Raw genomic sequence first — 19,018 nt, forward strand, 5'->3', positions numbered from 1 at the left:
CGCCGCCGTCCGCGCGCCTGCCCCGGCCGGCCGGCCGGGTCGGCGATCCTGCTCGCGTGGGAAGCACGATCGGCGCGGTGCGGCGGCGCGAGGAGTGGCCCCTGCCCGAGGCCGCCACCCGCGTGCTGCTGGCGTCCGCGGAGGAGCAGGTGCTGCCGGCCGTGGCCGCCGTCGCCCGCTCGGTGGGCCTGTCGGTGTTCGCCGCGCCCGGCCTGCTCGACCTCTCCGACGAGCGCGACGGGGTGGGCGTCGAGCTGTTCTTCGACCGGCTCTCCCGCGCGCTGACCGGCGCTGAGGCGGAGGCGGTGCGGGTGGCCACCGACCCGGCGAACGAGTACACCGCGCTGTCGATCGGCCTGCTCACCGCGCCGTCGCTGGCGCAGGAGCTGGCCCGCCGGGGCGTCACCGCCGAGGTCGGCGTGCTCGCCGAGGCGGAGCTGTGGTCGGCCTACCAGCCGATCGTGGCGCTGACCGACCGGGCCGTCGTCGCGCACGAGGCACTGCTGCGCGGGGACTCCGACGGCCGCACCGTCGACGGCGGCGACCTGTTCTTCGTCGCCGACTCCGCCGGCTGGCTGCCGCGGCTGGACCGGGTGGGCCGCGAGTGCGCCATCGCCGGCGCCGCGGACTGGCTCGGCGACGCCGACCTGTTCGTCAACACCCACCCGACCTCGGTGCTGCGCCCCGACGCCGACCTCGCCAGCACCGCCGAGGCGCTGGAGCTGGCCGGCCTGCAGCCGCGGCAGCTGGTGCTCGAGGTGGGGGAGCGGGCCGCCGTCACCGACCGCGGGCACCTGCTCGCCGTCCTGGAGTCCTACCGGGACCGCGGCTGGCGGGTGGCCCTCGACGAGGTGGCCGCCGGGTGGTCGAGCCGCTCGCTGCTCGACGTCGTCCGGCCCGACGTGGTCAAGCTCGGCCGCGCGCTGGTGTCCGCGCTGCCCGACGACGGCGCACGCGCGGTGGTGCGCACGGTGACCGAGCACGCGCACCGGCTCGGCGCGGTGGTCGTGGCCGAGGGCGTGGAGACCGAGCAGGCCGCCGAGCAGGTGGCCGCGCTCGGCGCCGACCTGGCCCAGGGCTGGCTGTTCGGCCGGCCCGCGGCGCCGCGGGTGGGTGCGGAGCAGCTCGGTGCGGAGCGGCTCGGTGCGGAGCAACTCGGTGCCGAGGAGCTCAGTCCAGTCCCCACCCCGTGAGCACCGGGCGGCCGTGCTCGTGCCCGAGCACGCCGTAGGCGCCGGCCGGCAGCGCGAACAGCGACCCGGACGGGGGTTCGAGCCCGAGCCAGCGGGCGGTCAGCACCCGCAGCACGTGCCCGTGGGCGACGAGCGCGACGTCGCCGTCGTCGAGGAGCTCCCGGGCCCGCGCCAGCACGCGGTCGACCCGCCGGCCGACGTCGGCCAGCGTCTCGCCGGGCGTCCGCCCCGGGACGACGGGGTCGCGCCACACCGACCAGGGGCGGCCCAGCTCCTCGCTGATCTCCGCGGTCGTGCGCCCCTCGTAGCCGCCGTAGTCGAGCTCGACGAGCTCCTCGTCGACGGCGGTGGCGGTCAGCCCGGCCAGCTCCGCCGTCCGCCGCGCCCGCTCCCGGGGGCTGACCCAGACGGCGGCGAAGCGGCGGCGGCCCAGGACCGGCGCCAGCTCGCGCGCCCGGCTCTCGCCCTCGGGCAGCAGCGGCAGGTCGGTGACGCTGGTGTGCTGGCCGCTGAGACTCCACTCGGTCTGCCCGTGCCGGAGCACCACGATGTCGCCCATCGGCCCATCGAACACGCTGCGGGGAACACGCGCGCGGGTTGTCGTGCTGGCCCGTGACATGACCACTGCATCCCTGAGCGAGACCTTCGCCATCGGCGGCGACCTGACCGTGCACCGCCTCGGCTACGGCGCCATGCAGCTGCCGGGCCCCGGCGTGTGGGGCGAGCCGGCCGACCGCGACGGCGCCCTCGCCGTGCTGCGTGCCGCGGTCGAGCAGGGCGTCGACCTCATCGACACCGCCGACTCCTACGGCCCCCTGGTCAGCGAGCAGCTCATCGCCGAGGCGCTGCACCCCTACCCGCAGGACCTGGTCATCGCGACCAAGGCCGGCCTGACCCGCCAGGGGCCGGGCATCTGGACCCCGGTGGGCCGCCCGGCCTACCTCAAGCAGCAGGTGGAGCTGTCGCTGCGGCACCTGCGCGTGGAGCGGATCGACCTCATCCAGCTGCACCGCATCGACCCCGACGTCGCGCTGGCCGACCAGCTCGGCGCCTTCCGCGAGCTGCAGGAGGAGGGCAAGGTGCGCCACGTCGGCGTCTCCGAGGTCTCCGTCGCCGAGCTGCAGGCCGCCCGCGAGATCGTCGACGTCGTCAGCGTGCAGAACCTCTACAACCTGACCAACCGGCAGTCGCAGGACGTGCTGGACTTCGCCACCGAGCACGGCATCGCGTTCATCCCGTGGTTCCCGATCGCCACCGGCGACCTGGCCGCGCCCGACAGCCCGGTGGCCGACATCGCGCGCGAGCTGGGCGCCACCCCGGCGCAGGTCGCGCTGGCCTGGCTGCTGCAGAAGTCGCCGGTCGTGCTGCCCATCCCGGGCACGAAGTCGGTCGACCACCTGACGGAGAACATGGGTGCGGCCCGGCTGAGCCTCTCGCCCGAGGACGTGGCCCGGCTGGACGCCCTCGCCTGAGGAGGCCCCTGGCGGAGTGCCGGGCTCAGCGGGAGCGGCGCAGCGGGACGGTCGGTCCGCCCACGCCGTCGACGGCGAGCCCGGCGCCGCGGCGGGAACGGCCCAGCGGCCGGGACCGGCGCGTCTCCGGGGGTGACCCCGGCCAGACGGCGACCACGGGCTGGGTGTCGCTGACCCGGTGCGGCCGCGGCCGCACCGGGTCCTGGCCGGTCAGCGGGCCGTCGAGCTCCAGGTGGTCGGCCAGGCCCGTCTCGGTGACCAGCCGCCGGGTGGCCGCCGGCGCGCCGACGAGGCGCAACCGGCGTCCGGCGGCGGCCATGGCGTCGCTGAAGCCGGCGAGGGCCTCCAGCGCCGAGCCGTCACGGAAGCGGGCGCACGCCACGTCGACCACGATGCTGGCGGTGCCGTGCCCGGCGGCCGTGGTGAGCGCCGGGACGAGCCGGGGGAGCGTGGGCCGGCCGGCGTCGCCGGTGAGACGGACGACCACCTGGTCGGGAGCAGGGACGACGGCGACGGAGAGGTGCACGGGGCCTCCGGAGGAGGTGCGGCGTCGCGGGTTCGGGCGCCGCCCACGACGCTAACCCCGATACCGCCGGCTCACAACGGGGAGTGGTCGGCCGGTCGCGCAACGCTCCGGTTCCTGGTGGGTGGACCCGGCCGCCCCGGACGCTGCGGCAGGCGTCACCATGGGCGCGTGGACGCCGAGGACTTCGCCCAGATCCGGGACGCCGTTCGCCAGCTGGTGCGGGAGGTGGTCGTCCCGCGCGAGGAGGAGATCGACCTCGACGACCGCATCCCCGAGGAGCTGCGCGGCGCGGCCGCCGACATGGGGCTGTTCGGCTACGCGCTGCCCGAGGAGTACGGCGGCCTGGGCGTCGACATGCGCGAGGACGTCGAGCTGGCCTTCGAGTTCGGCTACACGACGCCGGCGTTCCGCTCCCTGTTCGGCACCAACAACGGGATCGCCGGGCAGGTGATCGCCCGCTTCGGCAGCGAGGAGCAGAGGAAGGCCTACCTGCCGCGGCTGGCGGCCGGTGAGCTGATCGGATCCTTCGCGCTCACCGAGGCCGAGGCCGGCTCGGACCCGGCGGGGCTGCGCACCAGCGCGCGCCGCGACGGCGACGGGTGGGTGGTCAACGGCGCCAAGCGCTACATCACCAACGCGCCGCTGGCCGACCTGTTCGTCGTCTTCGCCCGCACTGACCCCGCCGAGAAGGGCGGGCGCGGGATCTCCAGCTTCGTCGTCGACGCGAAGGCGCCCGGCGTCTCGCTCGGCGCCAAGGACAAGAAGATGGGGCAGTCGGGCGCATGGACGTCGGAGGTGTTCTTCGACGACGTGCACGTGCCGGCCGACGCGCTGGTCGGCGAGGAGGGGCGCGGCTACGCGAAGGCGCTCACGGTGCTCTCCCGCGGGCGGCTGCACATCGCCGCGCTGTGCGTGGGGATGGCGCAGCGGGTGCTCGACGAGTCGGTGGCCTACGCCGCGACCGCCAAGCAGGGCGGCGCCCCGATCGGCCGGTTCCAGCTGGTGCAGGCCCTCATCGCCGACATGCACGCCGAGCTGCTGGCGGGGAGGGCCATGGTGCGCGAGGTGGCGGCCCGCTACGACTCCGGTGAGGACACCTCGATCGGCCCGTCGTCGGCCAAGCTGTGGTGCAGCGAGATGGTCGGCCGGGCCACCGACCGCGCCGTGCAGGTGCACGGCGGGCTGGGCTACCTGCGCACGACACCGGTCGAGCGCTTCTACCGCGACGCGCGGCTGTACCGGCTCTACGAGGGGACCAGCGAGGTGCAGCGGGTGATCGTCGGCGGCGGGCTGCTGCGCGCGGCCGGCATGCCGCGTGGTTAGCGAAGGACCCTCCTGCCCCCCGCCCCTCGCCGGCGCTCGCGGTGGGGCCCTGCAGGAGGGCCGTTCCATCCTGTCGCCAGAGGAGCGAGCAGCCCGCCGGGTGCCGGTCGGAGAGCTGGGCGAGGCACTGCGCGACCTGGTCGACGCCGCCGTCCGCACCGAGGTGGACGACGACGAGCTGCGCGCGGTCGCTGCCGCGGCTCGGGAGCTGACCGCCCGGCTGCGCGCGCACGGCCGGGAGATCACCGAGGTCGCCCGCGTGGACGACCCCGACACCGGCGAGCGCTGGTACAGCCCGGTCTACGGCCCCGGCAGCCCGGTCGCGCCGCCGCTGGTCGCCTCCGACAGCCCCGACGGCAGGGCCACCGGGCGGGTCACCGTGGGCAAGCCGCACGAGGGTCCGCCGGGTCTGGTGCACGGGGGCGTGGTGGCCACGCTGCTCGACCACGTGCTGGCCCGGGCCGTCCGGGCCGCCGGCCGCGGTGGGCTGACCTCGACGCTGACCGTGCGCTACCGCCGTCCCGTACGGCTCGGTGTGCCGCTGGTGCTGTCGGCCGAGATCGGGGAGTCCTCCGGCCGGCGCACCACGGCCACCGCCCGGCTCGTGGCCGAGGACGACCCCGACACCGTGCTGGCGGAGGCCGAGGGCCTGTTCGTGTCGCTGCGTCCGGAGCGGGCGGCCAGCGTCTTCGCGCACATGGACCGGCCGGCCGGCGCCTGGACGGCGTCCTCGGACGCCTGAGCCCGGTTCGCTGCGGCCGGGACGCCCCGGTCCTCCGGGCCCGAGCCGGGTTGCCTGGTCCTCGGGCTCGAGCCGGGCCGCCGTCCGGTGACCGGCACACGTCCTGCCGGACCGTCCGCTGGTCCGCGGGCGCTCCGGCAGGCGTGCTGATGGGTCAGGCGGCGGGTCGCAGCAGCGGTGGTGGGACGCCGATCTCGGTGCCGTCGGGTCGCCAGGTTCGCCACCGGCCGTCGGGTTGTCGCTCGACGCGGAAGCCGTGGTGGACCTTCGTGTGGTGCCGTTCGCAGAGAAGTGCGCTGTTGGCGAGGTTGGTCTCGCCGCCGTCGAGCCAGTGCACCAGGTGGTGCACCTCCGCCCACCACGTCGGGGCGTGGCAGCCGGCGAAGACGCAGCCGCCGTCGCGGAGTTCCACCGCGCGGCGCAGGTGGCGGTCGGCCAGGCGCTGCTCGCGGCCGAGGTCGACCGGTGCGCCGTCGGGGCCGAAGACGACGCGGGTGACGGTGCTGTCGCAGGCCAGCCAGCGGGCTCTCGCGGCGGAGATGACCGCGCCGAACCCCATCCGCGCGGCCTCGGGACCGGTGGCGGTGCCGGCGAGGTCGTCGAGGTCGATGACGACGGCCAGGTGCGGCTTGACGGTGCGCAGCACCGGCAGCGAGCCAAGGGCGAGGGTGGTGTCGCACAGCTGGACCAGCGCATCGCCGAGCCGCTGCGCGCGGGTGCGCTCGTGCCCGGCGGGGCGGTCGGCCTGCACGAAGGACTCCAGCGCGGCTTGCAGCTTCTCCCCACCCACCGCGTCGAGCTCGAAGCGGCCGCTGAGCGTGCCGTCGGCGTGCTTGGCCAGCGTGAGCCGCCGCCCCTCGGTCGGATCGGGCTCGGGGCCGTCGGGGTCGAGCCGGCTCAGGTAGTGCCGCACCGCGTGCACGAAGTCGGTGTGCGCATGCTCGACGGCCAGGCCGGTGAGCACGGCGTCGACCTCGCCGAGCTCCACGCCCTGCTCGGCGGCGGCCTGCAGGCGCTCCGGCGTCAGCGCAGTGGCGGCGACCGCGACCTGCTCGGCCGACACGAGCCCGGCGTCGTGCGCCTCGGCCAGCGCTGGCAGGTGCGCCAGCACCCGCCCGTTGCCCACGATGCGGGCGGCCGCCGCGGGCGAGAGTCGGCAGTGCCCGGCCAGCCAGGACCGCATGCTCTTCAGCCCGTCGCGCTCTGCTGCCTGGGCGAGCTCTGCGGCTTGGACCCGGCGGGCCAGGGCGGCGTCGATCCGGTTGCGCTCGGCGACCAGCGCGGCGACGTCCTCCAGCACGTCACCGGTCGACCAGCCACCCGAACACATGTACGAAGCCTAGCTGAGCGAGCGACCTGTCGCATCCCGTCTCCGCAGGTCAGGCGCCTGTCCACAGGTATCGCAAGCGCCTTGACAGGGGTGGCGAGGCCGTCTCACCAGTCGCCGCTCCGGTGGGCAGGGCGGCCGTCGGCACCTCAGTCGGGGCGGCGGTTCGGCACGTTGGCCGGGTCGCCGGCCGGGTCGTGCTCCCGGCCGCCGGTGGGCGAGAGCAGCGGGCCGGGGCCGCCGTCGCCCCGTCCGAGTGCAGCGACGAACTGGCGCAGCACGTCGTCCCCGCGGTGCGCGGGCTGCCAGTCGAGCTGGGTGCGGGCACGGGTCGTGTCGAGCACCGGCGACCGCAGGCCGAGGTCGAACCAGCCGGGCTCGGTGGGGACCACGTGCGCGTGGAAGGCGGCCGACAGCCCGGTGCGCACCGCCACCGCGGGCACCGGGATCCGGCGGGTGCCGAGGGCGCGGGCGATGCCGTCGGCGTCGAGCGCCGGGTCGGCGGCGAGGTTGAACGGGCCGGGCGCGCGGCGGTCGAGCATCCGGGTGATGGCGTCGGCGACGTCGTCGGCGTGCACGAAGCCCACCTGCAGCGAGGGCAGCGGCAGGGGCAGCAGCGAGGCCACCTGGCCGGGCACCAGTCGGGCGGCGCCGAACAGCAGCGGTCCCAGGAAGTACCGGCCGATCTCGCTGGCCGCCTCGGGCTGCAGCACCAGCGTCGGCCGGACGACGGTCAGCGTGACGTCCTGCCTGCGGCCCACGACCTCGCGCACCACGCGCTCGGCCTCGGACTTCTGCCGGCTGTACTGCGACGACGGGATGCCGGTGGTCGGCCAGTCCTCCGTCACCGGCCGGCTGCCGCCCCCCGCCGCGTAGGCGCCCAGCGACGACATGTGCACGACGTGCTGCACACCCGCGGCGACCGCCGCCCGCACGACCCGGCGGGTGCCGTCGACGTTGGCCTTGCGCAGCTCGTCGGGCTTGCGCCCCGGCTGCAGCGCCCAGGCCAGGTGGACGACGGCGTCGACGTCCTCGAGCAGGTTGGTCAGCGCCTGCTCGCTGGCGGTCTCCCCGAGGTCGGCGTGGTACCAGGTCACCGCGTCGTAGGGGGCGGTGTCCGGCGGCTGCCGGCGGGCCAGCCCGCGGACCTCGGCGACACCGCTGCCCGGGGCGGTCAGCCGCCGCAGCAGCGCGGTCCCGACGTTGCCGCTGGCGCCGGTGACGGCGACCGTGAGGCCCTTGAGGTGGTCGCGGGGGAGATCAGCCATGTCAGGCGGCTACCCGCAGCGCCCGGCGGCAACCGGCGAGCCCGGTCACGGGGCCGGGACGGCGCCGGGCTCGGGCTGGGCCGGTGCGGCCGACCGGTCGCCGGAGCGCAGGCCGAGGGAGACCACCGCGACCAGCAGGAGCGCGCCGGCCACCGCGAGGAAGCCCGCGCCGGTGCCCGCCGCCTCGGCCAGCCGGGCCAGGCCGAGGGTGCCGCCCAGTGCGCCCACCTGCAGTGCCAGCGAGGACGCCGACAGCGCCGTGGCGCGCTGTCCGGCACCCACCCGCCCGTGCAGCACCGCCTTCCACAGCGGCCAGCAGGCGGCGTTGGCGGTGTAGAAGACGGCGAACAGGGCGCCGAGGACCAGCGGCCCGCCGAGCGGGACGGCGGCCACCGCCAGCGCGCCGACCAGCGCGAGCACCGCGCCGCCGACCGCCGCCGAGCCGCGCGCCGCCCGACGCGCGGCCGGCGCCAGGAGGGCACCGACCCCGGCCGCCGCGAAGGACGCCGCCATCACGACGCCGAAGACCGCCGACCCCTCCGTGAGGCTGCCGGTGAGCCCGGCGGCGTGCAGCGGGCCGAGCAGCTCGAGCGTGCTCAGCACCGTCCCGACCAGGGCCGAGACGGCCAGCACGCGCCGCAGCAGCCGGTCGCGCGTCACCAGCCGGGCGGTGTCGCGGACGACGGCCGGCGCCGCGCGCACCCCGGCGCGCAGCGCCGCCGTCCCCGATCCCGGGCGGTCGCCGAGGGGGGCGACGAGCAGTGCCACGGCGACGACCGAGACCACCGACAGGGCCGCGGCGAGCAGGATCGGCAGCACCAGCACCGCGTCGCCGGACCCCGCCGCCAGCAGCGGCAGCAGGCCGCCCAGCACCGCGCCCAGGCACAGGCCCGCGCCGTCGGCCGCGCCCGCCCGGGACAGCCCGGGGGCCACGTCGGCGTCCGGGTCGGCGGCCCGGACGGCGTCGACGTACCAGGCCTCCAGCGGACCGGAGCTCAGCGCGCGCCCGACCGCCCGCAGCGCCTCGGCGAGCGCGAAGGCGGCCACGTCGTCGGCCACGGTGACGGCCAGCAGGCCGGCCGTGGACAGCAGCCCGGACAGGACCAGGACCGGCCGGGTGCCCAGCGCGTCGGCCAGGCCGCCGGTGGGCAGCTCGAGCAGGAGCACCACCGTGGAGTAGACGGCGAACACGACGCCGATGTCGGCGGGGGACAGCCCGCGCGAGGAGGCCAGCAGCACCGTGACCGGGGCGCTCAGGCCCACCGGCAGCCAGTGCAGCGCGGTCAGTCCGACGAACCGGCGGGTGACGGAGCGGACGCCGGTCACGCCGGGGGCCCCGGCAGCCGGAACAGGTCCACCAGGACCTGCACCAGCGGCTGGCCGGGCTCCTCGCGCTCGGCGCGCCACCGCGCCACCACGGCGTTGAGCTCCTCGACGAGCTCGCCGGCCGCGACGGGGGAGAGGTGCAGGGCCCAGTCGTTGAGCGAGGTCGCGTCCCGCCAGGCCTCGTCGAGCCCTTCGCGCTGCTCCGCGTGGGCCGCCAGCACCCGCCGCTGGATCGCCAGGGCCTGGTGGGTCATCTCCTCGACCACCTCCCGGCCGCCGGGCTGGGCGACGAGCTCCTCGGTGGACCAGCGGGTGCTGCGGTGCCGCGCCCGCCACCACCGCTCGCGCCCGGTGCCCTCGCCCGGGACCTCCTCGACCAGGCCGAAGCCGGCGAGCTGGCGCAGGTGGTAGCTGGTGCTGCCGCTGCTCTCGCCCAGCTGCTGGCCGAGCCGGGAGGCGGTCGAGGGCCCCCCGGCGCGGAGCAGGCCGAGCAGCGCCGCGCGCAGCGGGTGGGCGAGCGCGCGGAGCACCCGCGGGTCGTTGACGTCGACCGCCTCGACGGGCGGCGTCTCCTCGGGCACGCCGCTGAGACTAGGACTGCAAAGAAGTGTTTGCAAAGACCTCTTTGCACTAGGCGGGGTCGAGCGCCTCCCCGCGCCGCTCGGGCAGCGCCCACGCCCCGGCCGCCGCGACGACGAACGCCGCGGCGAAGACCCCGAACACGAGCCCGCTGCCGCCGGCGGCCAGCAGCGGCGGCACGCACAGCGGCGCGGCGATCGAGGCGATCCGGCCGAAGCCGGCCGCCGCGCCGGCCCCGGTCGCCCGCAGCGCGGTCGGGTAGACCTCCGGCGTCACCGCGTACACCGCGCCCCACGCGCCGAGGTTGCAGAAGGAGAGGACCATCCCGGTGACCAGGACGGCGGTGTCGCCGGCGGCCAGCGCGAACAGCGCCGCGCCGAGCGCCGAGCCGGCCAGGAACACCACCAGCGTCGGGCGCCGTCCCCACCGCTCCACCAGCACGGCCGCCACGGCGTACCCCGGCAGCTGGGCCAGCGTGATCAGCAGCGTGTAGCCGAAGGACCTGACCAGGTCGAAGCCCGCGGCCACCAGCAGCGTGGGCAACCAGATGAAGGCGCCGTAGTAGGCGAAGTTGATGCCGAACCACACCGTCCACAGCGCCGCCGTCCGCCCGCGGGTGCCCGGCGTCCACAGCCCGCCCCGGGGTGCGGCGGCGGCCTGCCGGTGGGGCGCCGTCGGCTGCGGGGCCACCCCGGCGGCCGACTCGAAGCGGCGCACCGCCGCCTCCGCCTCGCCGTCGCGCCCGCGCAGCTCCAGGAAGCGCACGGACTCCGGCAGGCCGCGGCGCACCACCACCGCGTAGAGCGCCGGGACGGCACCCAGGGCGAGCGCCCACCGCCAGCCGGCGTCGCCCCGCGGGACGACGAGGTAGCCGATCAGCGCCGCGAGCAGCCAGCCGACCGCCCAGAACGCCTCCAGCGCCACCACGACCCGGCCGCGCAGCCGGGCCGGGGCGTACTCGCTGACCAGCGTCGAGGCCACCGGCAGCTCGGCACCCAGACCCAGGCCGATGAGCAGGCGGAAGGCCAGCAGCGAGGCCACCGACCACGACAGCGCGGCGGCGCCGGTGGCCACCCCGAAGACCAGCAGGGTCAGCGCGAACACCTGCCGCCGGCCGACGCGGTCGGCCAGCAGCCCGCCGAGCGTGGCACCCAGCGCCATCCCGACGAAGCCGATCGAGCCGATCCAGGACAGCTCGGTCGGCGTGAGCGACCACTGGACGGCGAGCGCGGCCATCACGAAGGAGATGAGCCCGACGTCCATCGCGTCCAGCGCCCAGCCCACACCGGAGCCGGCCACGAGGCGGCCGTGCTCGCGGGTGAACGGCAGCCGGTCGAGGCGTTGGGCCCGGGTCAGCGTCGGGGTCGCCGCACCGGTGCTCACGGTGGCCGGCGGTACCCGGCCGGGGCCCGCGTCAGCCGTCGGAGTCCTCGCCGTCGGTGGCGTCCTCGACCTCCTGCTCGGCGTCGTCGACGCCCTCCTCCACGTTCTGCTCCACGTCGTCGTCGACGACGTCGGAGCCGCAGGCGGCGGTGAACGGCGCGGCGGCCAGGACGAGGCCGACGGCGGCGAGGCGCCAGCGGCGGCGGGGGGTGGCGGAGGTGCTCACGACGGCTCCCGGTGCTCGGAGGGCGGGCGGGCACAGTGCCCCGGGCGGCCGCCGTCCATGCACGGCGGCGCGGAGCCGCCGGGCACGGGGGCGCGTCCTGCGGTCAGTCCGCGGGACGGCGGGGCGCGGGCAGCGTGTCGGTGAGCTCGTACACGCTGCTGATCGCGACCTCGGGCCGCGCCTGGATGCCCAGCCGTTCCAGCCCGGGCAGCACGTGGGCCTGCTGGTAGGCGGTGAACGCCTCCTCGGAGTCCCAGACGTCGGTGGTCCGCAGGTGGCCGTCGGTGAACGAGGCCACGTGCACCCGCATCCCGGCGGGGACGTCGCGGTCCCACCCGACGGCCTGGCGCAGGTCGTCGTACTGGCCGGCGGTGATCCCGCCCCACTGCTGGACGACCAGCGCGTAGGTGAGCGCCGCCGCGGTGGGCAGGGGCAGCGGGTCGGGTGAGGCGGGGCCGGCGAGCACCGGCGTGGCCAGCAGCGCCTCGGCCGCCAGCGCGCGGGCGGGAGCCGGCACGGCGGCGGGCACGGCGGGCACGGCGGGCAAGGTGGCGGGCTCCGGTCGACGCCGGCGCCACCACCGGAGGGCGGTGCCGTCGCGCCGGGCCGCGGCGCGGGCGGTGCGGGCGAACGCGCGGTCCCGGCGGCCGACGGCGGCGTCGTGCAGGAGGGACTCGTGGCGGTTGCGCATGGACTCGGCGACGAGCGCTGACTCGGTCATGGGTTCTCCTGGAGCCGTCCGTGGCTCGAGAGGGGCGGTGCCAGGGGCGCGTCCTGCGTCCCGCCGGGGCCTCCGGGTGTGTCGTGTGGTGCGCAACACATCGTGTCGACGGCGGCGACCCCGTCCCAGGGTCGTCGGACCCTGACCGTCGGTCGCGCGCCCGGCGCTACGGTCGCGGGCGTGACCGGGGCGCTGGCGGTGGTCGAGGCGTGGCTGGACGCCGTCGACCGGGCCGACGTCGAGGCGGCGACCGCGCTGAGCGCGCCCGACCTCGAGGTGGCCGGTCCCCGGGGCAGCGTGCGCGGCCGCGAGGTGCTCGGGCCGTGGACGGCGCGGGCCGGCCTCACCACCCGCCCGCTGCGCTGGTTCTGCGGTGCCGGCGGTGCCGGCGGTCCCGTCGCCGTCGTCGTCGAGCAGGACGCCACGTGGACCGACCCGGACACCGGCGCGGAACGCGGGCGCGCCGTCGTCGCCTCGCGGTTCACCGTCGACGGCGGCGTCGTCACCACCGTCGAGCGGCACGACGCGGGCCTGCCCGCCGCCCTGGCCGCCGCCGGGCTCGGCCCGGCCGACGAGGTCGCCGTCCGGCGCTGACCTCAGCCGCGGGCGAGCCGCGCGGCCACGACCTCCTCGGGCAGCACGGCCTGCCCCGTGGTCCCGCGACCGAGCAGCCGGCCGGCGGTGTCGACGGCGGTGAGCGTGCAGATCAGCCGCCCGCCGTCCAGCGCGGTGCAGCGGGCGGTCACCCGGACGCGGTCGCCGACCCAGGCAGGCGCGAGGTGCTCGACGGAGACCGACGTCCCGATGCCGGCCTCGCCGGGCTCGAGGTGGGCGAGCAGCAGCTTGCGGCCGGCCTCCTCGAAGTGCTTGGCCATCGTGTAGGTGGCGTACACCGGGTGCACGCGGCCGAGCTCGTCGAAGTCGACGGTCATCGCCTCGGTGACCACGACGTCGAGGACGGCGGTCTCCCCGTCGGCGATCGGGGTCACGCGTCGAAGTCGACGGTCACCGCGTCCGACAGCGGCAGGGTCTGGCAGGTGAGCACGTAGCCCGCCTCGACCTCACCGGCCTCGAGCGCGTAGTTGCGGCGCATCTCGACCTCGCCGTCGGTGACCCGCGCGCGGCAGGTGCCGCAGACGCCGCCCTTGCAGGCGAAGGGCAGGTCGGAGCGCACCCGCTGGGCCGAGTCGAGCACCGGCTCGTCGCGGGGGAGGGCCAGGGTGGTCGACCGCCCGTCGAGGACGACGGTCACCTGGCTGCTGGGCCCCTCGACGGTCTGGTCGTCGCCGCGGACCGGCTGCGGGGGGACGTCGTCGACGTAGAACAGCTCCTGGTGCACCCGCTCGGCGGGGACACCCAGCTCGGCGAGCAGCGCGCGGGCGTCGCCGACCATCCCGTGCGGGCCGCACAGCCACCAGTGGTCGACGTGCTCGGCGTCGACGAAGGCGCCGACCAGCGTGCGCAGCCGGTCGCCGTCGAGCCGGCCGGTGGTCAGCTCGGCGTCGCGCGGCTCGCGGGAGAGCACGTGCACCAGCTGCAGCCGGGTGCCGTGCCGGTCCTTCAGGTCGGCGAGCTCGTCGGCGAACATCACGGTGTTGGTGCGCCGGTTGCCGTAGAAGACGGTGACGGTCGACTCCCCGTCGCCCAGCACGGTGCCGGCCAGCGACAGCGCGGGGGTGATCCCGGAGCCCGCGACGACGAAGACGTGGTCGGCCGGCTGCGACAGGTCGGCGGTGAAGGTGCCCGACGGCGGCAGCACCTCGATCGCATCGCCCGGCCGCACCTCGTGCACCAGGTAGGAGGAGAAGAAGCCGCCGGGGACCTCGCGGACGCCGACGCGCGGCGGGGCGCCCACCGGCGCGCAGATGGAGTAGGAGCGCCGCTCGTCGCGGTCGCCGTCGACCCGCCGGAGGGTGAGCGCCTGCCCGGGCCGGAACGCGTAGTCCTCGGCCAGTTCGGGCGGGACGTCGAAGGTCACCGCGACCGCGTCGTCGGTGAGCCGCTCGACGTCGGCGACCCGGAGCGGGTGGAACCGCGGGCGGCGGCGGGCGGGAGCGCTCATCAGATCTCCTTGACGTGCTCGAACGGCTCGCGGCAGCTGCGGCAGCGGCGCAGGGCCTTGCACGCCGTGGCGCCGAACTCGCTGACCTCCTCGGTGTCGGCCGAGCCGCACAGCGGGCAGGACGCGGTCCGCCGGCTGGGGCCCAGCTGCAGCGGGACCGGCCCGGCGGGGCGGACCGGCGCCCGCCCGGGCGGGGCGATGCCGGCGGCGGCGAGCTTGCGGCGGCCCGCCTCGCTGATCCAGTCGGTGGACCAGGCGGGGGAGAGCACGGTGCGCACCTCGACGTCGTCGAAGCCCGCCGAGTGCAGCGCGTGCAGCAGGTCGGCGCGCATGACGCCCATGGCCGGGCAGCCGCTGTAGGTGGGGGTGATGTCGACGACGACCGTGCCGTCGTGCACGCGGACGTCCCGCAGGACGCCGAGGTCGGCGAGGGTGAGCGCGGGCAGCTCGGGGTCGGTGACGGTCTCGGCGACCGCGCGGGGGTCGGTGAGCACGCCGGTCACCAGGTCGCCGCCGGGTGCCGGCGGGCCAGGCCCTGCAGCGTCTCCAGCAGCGCGGCCAGCTCCGGCCCGTGCTCGCCGGCCCGGCCCCGCGGCGGGGTGTCGGCCGGCCAGGCGGGCACCCGCAGGGTGGCCCGCTCCAGCACGGTGGTGAGCACGTCGTGCACCTCCTCGCGGACGTCGGCCGGGTCGACGGCGACGCCGGCGGCGACCAGCCGCCGCTCGACGTCGGTGGCGGTGAGGACGTCGGCCAGCAGCGGCCACACCGCGTCGGCGCCGGCCTGCGCCCGCCGGTGCGACTCCTCGGTGCCGTCCCCCAGCCGCAGCACCCACCGCGCGGCGTGGTCGCGGTGGTAGGCCAGCTCGTTGACGCCCTTGGCGGCGATGGCGGCGAGCACCGGGTCGCGCGACTCCCGCAGCCGGGCGAACACCGCGAGCCGGACGGTCGAGGCCACCAGCAGGCGGACCACCGTCTGCCCGAAGTCGCCGTTCTGCGCCGCGACCAGGCCGGTGCTGCGGAACTCGTCGGCGTCGCGGAAGTAGGCCAGCGCGTCCTCGTCGGGGATGCTCGCGGTGGCCGTCTCGCGGGAGCGGCCGAGGACGCCGACCGAGCCGGCGCGGGCGAGCAGCAGCCGCGCCTGGCCGAGCAGGTCCAGCGCGGTGTTGCCGATCGCGACCTCCTCCTCCAGCTCCGGCGCGGCGGTGATCCACTGGGTCAGCCGCTGGGCGAGGACGAGGGCGTCGTCGCCGAGCATCAGGCAGTAGGCGCCCAGGTCGGCGGGGTCGACGCCGTCGGGCACCGTGGTGTCGACGCCGGCCAGCGGCTCGTCGAAGCCGGTGCCGAACGCCCAGTGCCCCTCGCCCCCGTGCGCGTGGTCCAGCGCGTCGTAGACGGTCTCCTCGTGCGGCATGCCTCTCCCTCGTGACGTGCTGGAACGGCCCCCCTGCCCCCCCACCGCCCGAGGAACGAGGGTGGTGGGGGGGCAGGGGGGTCCTTCACATGTGGGGGACGTCCTCGGGGATCTCGTAGAACGTCGGGTGGCGGTAGACCTTGTCGCCGCTCGGGGCGAACATCGGGTCCTTCTCGTCGGGGCTCGAGGCGGTGATGTCGGCCGCCTTGACCACCCAGATGCTCACGCCCTCGTTGCGCCGGGTGTAGACGTCGCGGGCGGCGTGCACCGCCATCTCGTCGTCGGGCGCGTGCAGCGAGCCGACGTGCACGTGGTTGAGCCCGCGCTTGCCGCGGACGAACACCTCGTACAGCGGCCAGTCCCGCCGGGTGGCGGCCGGCTTCGGCGCCACCGGCACCTCCGGCCCGGTCGGGATCGCGCCGTGCCCGCCCTCGGCGGTGACGTCGGTGCTCACGCGGCGCCCTCCGTCACGGCCCCGGCGTGCTTGCGGGCGTAGGCGGTGGCCGCCTCGGTCACCCAGGCGTTGTCGTCGCGCGCGGCCCGGCGCCGGCGGATGCGCTCGGCGTTGGCCGGGCCGTTGCCGGAGACGACCTGCTTGAACTCGGCCCAGTCGATCGGGCCGAAGCGCCAGTGCCCGGTCTCCTCGTCCCAGTGCAGGTCGGGGTCGGGCAGCGTGACGCCGAGGAACTGCGCCTGCGGGACGGACATGTCCACGTAGCGCTGCCGCAGCTCGTCGTTGCTGTGCCGCTTGATGCCCCACGCCATCGACTGCGCCGAGTTGGGGCTGTCGTCGTCGGGCGGGCCGAACATCATCAGCGAGGGCCACCACCAGCGGTCGACGGCGTCCTGCACCATCGCCCGCTGCTCCTCGGTGCCGCCCATCATCGTCATCAGCAGCTCGTAGCCCTGCCGCTGGTGGAACGACTCCTCCTTGCAGATGCGGATCATCGCCCGGGCGTAGGGCCCGTAGGAGGAGCGGCACAGCGGCACCTGGTTGCAGATCGCCGCGCCGTCGACCAGCCAGCCGATGACGCCGACGTCGGCGTAGGTGAGCGTGGGGTAGTTGAAGATCGAGCTGTACTTCTGCTTCTGCTCGATGAGCTTGTCGGTGAGGTCGGCGCGGTCGGCACCGAGGGTCTCGGCCGCCGAGTACAGGTACATGCCGTGGCCGGCCTCGTCCTGCACCTTGGCCAGCAGGATCGCCTTGCGGCGCAGGCTCGGGGCGGCGAGCAGCCAGTCGCCCTCGGGCTGCATCCCGATGATCTCCGAGTGCGCGTGCTGGGCGATCTGGCGGACCAGCGTCTTCCGGTAGCCGTCGGGCATCCAGTCGCGCGGCTCGATCCGCCGGTCGGCGGCGATGGTGGCGTCGAACCGCTGCTGCAGTGCGGCCTCGTCGGTCGGCCGGTCGAGCGTCGGCGCGGACATCGGGGCTCCCCTCGGCTATTTACTGACCAGGCGGTCGGTAATAGTGTGCCCCAGTGTGGAGCGCGGCACAAGCAGCGCAGCCGACCTGGAGGCACCGATGACGACGGCGACCGGCGAGACCACCCGGCGACTGGGGACGGCGCCCGACCCCGGCACCCTCGACGCGGCCGAGCGGATGGGGGTCGACGAGCTGCGGGCGCTGCAGCTGGAGCGGCTGCAGTGGTCGCTGCGGCACGCCTACGACCACGTGCCGCACTACCGGCGGGCCTTCGACGAGGCCGGCGTGCACCCCGACGACTGCCGGGAGCTGGCCGACCTGGCGCGGTTCCCCACCACCAGCAAGGCCGACCTGCGCGACAACTACCCGTTCGGCATGTTCGCCGTCCCGCAGGAGCAGGTGCGGCGCATCCACGCCTCCTCCGGCACCACCGGCCGGCCCACCGTCGTCGGCTACACCGAGCGCGACATCGACACCTGGGCCACCGTCATGGCCCGCTCCATCCGGGCGGCGGGCGGCCGGCCCGGCGACCGGCTGCACAACGCCTACGGCTACGGCCTGTTCACCGGCGGGCTGGGCGCGCACTACGGCGCGGAGAAGCTGGGCTGCACCGTCGTCCCGGTCTCGGGCGGCATGACGCCGCGCCAGGTGCAGCTGATCACCGACTTCACGCCGCGGGTGATCATGGTGACGCCGTCCTACATGCTCACCGTGCTCGACGAGTTCGAGAAGCAGGGGCTCGACCCGCGGGCCTCCAGCCTGGAGATCGGCGTCTTCGGCGCCGAGCCCTGGACCGAGCAGATGCGCCGCGAGATGGAGGAGCGCGCCGGCATCCAGGCCGTCGACATCTACGGGCTCTCCGAGGTGATGGGTCCCGGCGTCGCGCAGGAGTGCGTGGAGACCAAGGACGGCCTGCACGTGTGGGAGGACCACTTCTACCCGGAGGTCATCGACCCGATCACCGGCGAGGTGCTGCCCGAGGGGGAGGTCGGCGAGCTGGTGTTCACCTCGCTGACCAAGGAGGCCATGCCGGTCGTCCGCTACCGCACCCGCGACCTCACCCGGCTGCTGCCCGGGACGGCGCGGCCGGGGATGCGGCGGATGGAGAAGGTCACCGGTCGCACCGACGACATGATCATCCTGCGCGGGGTGAACCTGTTCCCGACCCAGATCGAGGAGGTCGTGCTGCGCACCCCGGGCCTGGCGCCGCACTTCGCGCTCGAGCTGACCACCCGCGGCCGGATGGACCACCTCGTCGTCCGCGTCGAGGCCCGTCCCGACTGCCCGGCCGGCCGGCGCACCGAGGCCGCCGCCGAGGTCACCAAGGGCGTCAAGGACACCGTGGGCACCAGCATCGAGGTGCTCGTCGTCGACCCGGAGACGCTGCCCCGCTCGATGGGCAAGCTGCAGCGCCTCACCGACCGGCGGGAGCGCGCGTGACGCAGGCGCGGGTCCGCCGCGGGCGCCCGGGGCACTCGCTCGACAGCCTGCTCGACGTCGCCGTCGAGGTGTTCAACGAGCGCGGCTTCGACGCCACGAGCATGGAGGAGCTCGCCGCGCGGCTCGGCGTCACCAAGTCGGCGATCTACCACCACGTGCCGAGCAAGGTGGAGCTGCTGCGGCTGGCGCTGGACCGGGCGCTGGACGCCCTGTTCGCCGTCACCGAGGAGCCGCAGGCCGTCACCGGGCGGGCGATCGACCGGCTCGAGCACGTCGTCCGCGGCTCGGTGCGGGTGCTCGCCGCCGAGCTGCCCGTCGTCACCCTGCTGCTGCGGGTGCGCGGCAACTCCCCGGTGGAGGAGGCGGCCCTCGCCCGGCGGCGCGGGTTCGACCGCATCGTCACCGACCTGGTGCGCGCCGCGGAGGAGGAGGGCGACGTGCGGCCCGACGTCGACCCCGCCGTGACCAGCCGGCTGCTGTTCGGCACCGTCAACTCGCTGACCGAGTGGTACCGCCCCGGCGGCAGCCTCTCGGCCGACGCGCTGGCCGACGCGCTGGTCGCCACCACGTTCGAGGGGCTGCGCGCCCGCGCCTGA

At 76.0% G+C, this 19,018-nt stretch carries 22 protein-coding genes; 7 read left to right on the forward strand and 15 right to left on the reverse strand.

Annotation, left to right across the window (positions count from 1 at the left end; translation table 11 throughout):
* Positions 1–56: 56 nt before the first annotated feature.
* Positions 57–1,193: an EAL domain-containing protein gene (locus tag BLQ97_RS10215; RefSeq protein ID WP_091365641.1), complete on the forward strand. Its 1,137-nt coding sequence runs from the start codon at positions 57–59 to the stop codon at positions 1,191–1,193.
* On the opposite strand, the gene BLQ97_RS10220 is transcribed toward BLQ97_RS10215, so the two are convergent.
* Positions 1,171–1,752, reverse strand: a complete 582-nt coding sequence (locus BLQ97_RS10220; RefSeq protein ID WP_091365842.1) for a histidine phosphatase family protein — start codon at positions 1,750–1,752, stop codon at positions 1,171–1,173. The two genes, BLQ97_RS10215 and BLQ97_RS10220, sit on opposite strands and share 23 nt — an antisense overlap.
* Before the next feature lie 58 nt (positions 1,753–1,810).
* Between BLQ97_RS10220 and BLQ97_RS10225 the strand changes: the two genes are divergently transcribed.
* On the forward strand, positions 1,811–2,665 hold the full coding sequence (locus tag BLQ97_RS10225; RefSeq protein ID WP_091365843.1) for an aldo/keto reductase: 855 nt from the start codon (positions 1,811–1,813) through the stop codon (positions 2,663–2,665).
* 25 nt (positions 2,666–2,690) lie between these two features.
* Here BLQ97_RS10225 and BLQ97_RS10230 read toward each other — a convergent pair whose 3' ends face one another.
* Entirely contained in the window at positions 2,691–3,191 is a 501-nt protein-coding gene (locus BLQ97_RS10230; protein ID WP_091365642.1) for an STAS domain-containing protein, read from the reverse strand.
* Between the two features lie 168 nt (positions 3,192–3,359).
* Here BLQ97_RS10230 and BLQ97_RS10235 point away from each other — a divergent pair, with 168 nt between their 5' ends.
* Together BLQ97_RS10235 and BLQ97_RS10240 are read left to right on the forward strand one after the other, a co-directional pair.
* Entirely contained in the window at positions 3,360–4,514 is a 1,155-nt protein-coding gene (locus tag BLQ97_RS10235) for an acyl-CoA dehydrogenase family protein (RefSeq protein WP_091365643.1), read from the forward strand.
* Positions 4,515–4,614: 100 nt separating this feature from the next.
* Positions 4,615–5,256, forward strand: coding sequence for a PaaI family thioesterase (locus tag BLQ97_RS10240; RefSeq protein WP_175471659.1), 642 nt, complete (start codon positions 4,615–4,617; stop codon positions 5,254–5,256).
* Between the two features lie 154 nt (positions 5,257–5,410).
* Here BLQ97_RS10240 and BLQ97_RS10245 read toward each other — a convergent pair whose 3' ends face one another.
* The 7 genes from BLQ97_RS10245 to BLQ97_RS10275 all read right to left on the reverse strand — a co-directional run bounded on the left by BLQ97_RS10245 (position 5,411) and on the right by BLQ97_RS10275 (position 12,086).
* Complete coding sequence (locus BLQ97_RS10245; protein WP_091365645.1) at positions 5,411–6,586, reverse strand: HNH endonuclease signature motif containing protein; 1,176 nt, start codon at positions 6,584–6,586, stop codon at positions 5,411–5,413.
* Between the two features lie 146 nt (positions 6,587–6,732).
* The gene (locus BLQ97_RS10250) at positions 6,733–7,851 is read right to left on the reverse strand and encodes an NAD-dependent epimerase/dehydratase family protein (RefSeq protein WP_091365646.1); all 1,119 of its coding nucleotides are present in this window, start codon (positions 7,849–7,851) and stop codon (positions 6,733–6,735) included.
* A gap of 45 nt (positions 7,852–7,896) precedes the next feature.
* Positions 7,897–9,177, reverse strand: coding sequence for an MFS transporter (locus tag BLQ97_RS10255; RefSeq protein ID WP_175471660.1), 1,281 nt, complete (start codon positions 9,175–9,177; stop codon positions 7,897–7,899).
* On the reverse strand, positions 9,174–9,758 hold the full coding sequence (locus tag BLQ97_RS10260) for a helix-turn-helix domain-containing protein (protein ID WP_217637126.1): 585 nt from the start codon (positions 9,756–9,758) through the stop codon (positions 9,174–9,176). The genes BLQ97_RS10255 and BLQ97_RS10260 overlap by 4 nt, the downstream gene beginning before the upstream one ends.
* 49 nt (positions 9,759–9,807) lie before the next feature.
* Positions 9,808–11,139 (reverse strand): MFS transporter, encoded by a 1,332-nt coding sequence (locus tag BLQ97_RS10265; protein ID WP_091365649.1) that lies wholly within the window; start codon positions 11,137–11,139, stop codon positions 9,808–9,810.
* A 31-nt stretch (positions 11,140–11,170) separates the two neighbouring features.
* Entirely contained in the window at positions 11,171–11,365 is a 195-nt protein-coding gene (locus tag BLQ97_RS10270; RefSeq protein WP_091365650.1) for a hypothetical protein, read from the reverse strand.
* Positions 11,366–11,468: 103 nt separating this feature from the next.
* Positions 11,469–12,086 (reverse strand): hypothetical protein, encoded by a 618-nt coding sequence (locus tag BLQ97_RS10275; RefSeq protein WP_091365651.1) that lies wholly within the window; start codon positions 12,084–12,086, stop codon positions 11,469–11,471.
* 180 nt (positions 12,087–12,266) lie between these two features.
* Here BLQ97_RS10275 and BLQ97_RS10280 point away from each other — a divergent pair, with 180 nt between their 5' ends.
* A complete protein-coding gene (locus BLQ97_RS10280) occupies positions 12,267–12,680 on the forward strand; it encodes a nuclear transport factor 2 family protein (protein WP_091365652.1) in 414 nt (137 codons plus the stop codon).
* 2 nt (positions 12,681–12,682) lie between these two features.
* Here BLQ97_RS10280 and BLQ97_RS10285 read toward each other — a convergent pair whose 3' ends face one another.
* The 6 genes from BLQ97_RS10285 to paaA all read right to left on the reverse strand — a co-directional run bounded on the left by BLQ97_RS10285 (position 12,683) and on the right by paaA (position 16,984).
* Positions 12,683–13,075: a thioesterase family protein gene (locus BLQ97_RS10285; protein WP_175471661.1), complete on the reverse strand. Its 393-nt coding sequence runs from the start codon at positions 13,073–13,075 to the stop codon at positions 12,683–12,685.
* Positions 13,072–14,148: a 1,2-phenylacetyl-CoA epoxidase subunit PaaE gene (gene paaE / locus BLQ97_RS10290; RefSeq protein ID WP_091365653.1), complete on the reverse strand. Its 1,077-nt coding sequence runs from the start codon at positions 14,146–14,148 to the stop codon at positions 13,072–13,074. Before paaE ends, BLQ97_RS10285 begins: the two co-directional genes overlap by 4 nt.
* A complete protein-coding gene (gene paaD, locus BLQ97_RS10295; protein ID WP_245692030.1) occupies positions 14,148–14,642 on the reverse strand; it encodes a 1,2-phenylacetyl-CoA epoxidase subunit PaaD in 495 nt (164 codons plus the stop codon). Before paaD ends, paaE begins: the two co-directional genes overlap by 1 nt.
* A 5-nt stretch (positions 14,643–14,647) precedes the next feature.
* The gene (paaC, locus tag BLQ97_RS10300; RefSeq protein ID WP_091365655.1) at positions 14,648–15,559 is read right to left on the reverse strand and encodes a 1,2-phenylacetyl-CoA epoxidase subunit PaaC; all 912 of its coding nucleotides are present in this window, start codon (positions 15,557–15,559) and stop codon (positions 14,648–14,650) included.
* Positions 15,560–15,644: 85 nt separating this feature from the next.
* Entirely contained in the window at positions 15,645–16,013 is a 369-nt protein-coding gene (gene paaB, locus BLQ97_RS10305) for a 1,2-phenylacetyl-CoA epoxidase subunit PaaB (RefSeq protein ID WP_342670502.1), read from the reverse strand.
* Positions 16,010–16,984: a 1,2-phenylacetyl-CoA epoxidase subunit PaaA gene (gene paaA, locus BLQ97_RS10310; protein ID WP_091365656.1), complete on the reverse strand. Its 975-nt coding sequence runs from the start codon at positions 16,982–16,984 to the stop codon at positions 16,010–16,012. The genes paaB and paaA overlap by 4 nt, the downstream gene beginning before the upstream one ends.
* A gap of 97 nt (positions 16,985–17,081) precedes the next feature.
* On the opposite strand from paaA, the gene paaK reads away from it, so the two are divergent.
* Both paaK and BLQ97_RS10320 read left to right on the forward strand, forming a co-directional pair.
* Positions 17,082–18,422, forward strand: a complete 1,341-nt coding sequence (gene paaK / locus BLQ97_RS10315; RefSeq protein ID WP_091365657.1) for a phenylacetate--CoA ligase PaaK — start codon at positions 17,082–17,084, stop codon at positions 18,420–18,422.
* Complete coding sequence (locus tag BLQ97_RS10320; RefSeq protein ID WP_091365658.1) at positions 18,419–19,018, forward strand: TetR/AcrR family transcriptional regulator; 600 nt, start codon at positions 18,419–18,421, stop codon at positions 19,016–19,018. The genes paaK and BLQ97_RS10320 overlap by 4 nt, the downstream gene beginning before the upstream one ends.

It is taken from the genome of Geodermatophilus telluris (assembly GCF_900102745.1).
Taxonomy (GTDB): Bacteria; Actinomycetota; Actinomycetes; order Mycobacteriales; family Geodermatophilaceae; genus Geodermatophilus; species Geodermatophilus telluris.

Coding starts and splice junctions, on each gene's coding strand:
- BLQ97_RS10275 (WP_091365651.1), bottom strand. CDS start 12,086: ATGACCGAGTCAGCGCTCGTCGCCGAGTCCATGCGCAACCGCCACGAG.
- paaK (WP_091365657.1), top strand. CDS start 17,082: ATGACGACGGCGACCGGCGAGACCACCCGGCGACTGGGGACGGCGCCC.
- BLQ97_RS10225 (WP_091365843.1), top strand. CDS start 1,811: ATGACCACTGCATCCCTGAGCGAGACCTTCGCCATCGGCGGCGACCTG.
- BLQ97_RS10245 (WP_091365645.1), bottom strand. CDS start 6,586: ATGTGTTCGGGTGGCTGGTCGACCGGTGACGTGCTGGAGGACGTCGCC.
- BLQ97_RS10220 (WP_091365842.1), bottom strand. CDS start 1,752: ATGGGCGACATCGTGGTGCTCCGGCACGGGCAGACCGAGTGGAGTCTC.
- paaE (WP_091365653.1), bottom strand. CDS start 14,148: ATGAGCGCTCCCGCCCGCCGCCGCCCGCGGTTCCACCCGCTCCGGGTC.
- paaA (WP_091365656.1), bottom strand. CDS start 16,984: ATGTCCGCGCCGACGCTCGACCGGCCGACCGACGAGGCCGCACTGCAG.
- paaC (WP_091365655.1), bottom strand. CDS start 15,559: ATGCCGCACGAGGAGACCGTCTACGACGCGCTGGACCACGCGCACGGG.
- BLQ97_RS10250 (WP_091365646.1), bottom strand. CDS start 7,851: ATGGCTGATCTCCCCCGCGACCACCTCAAGGGCCTCACGGTCGCCGTC.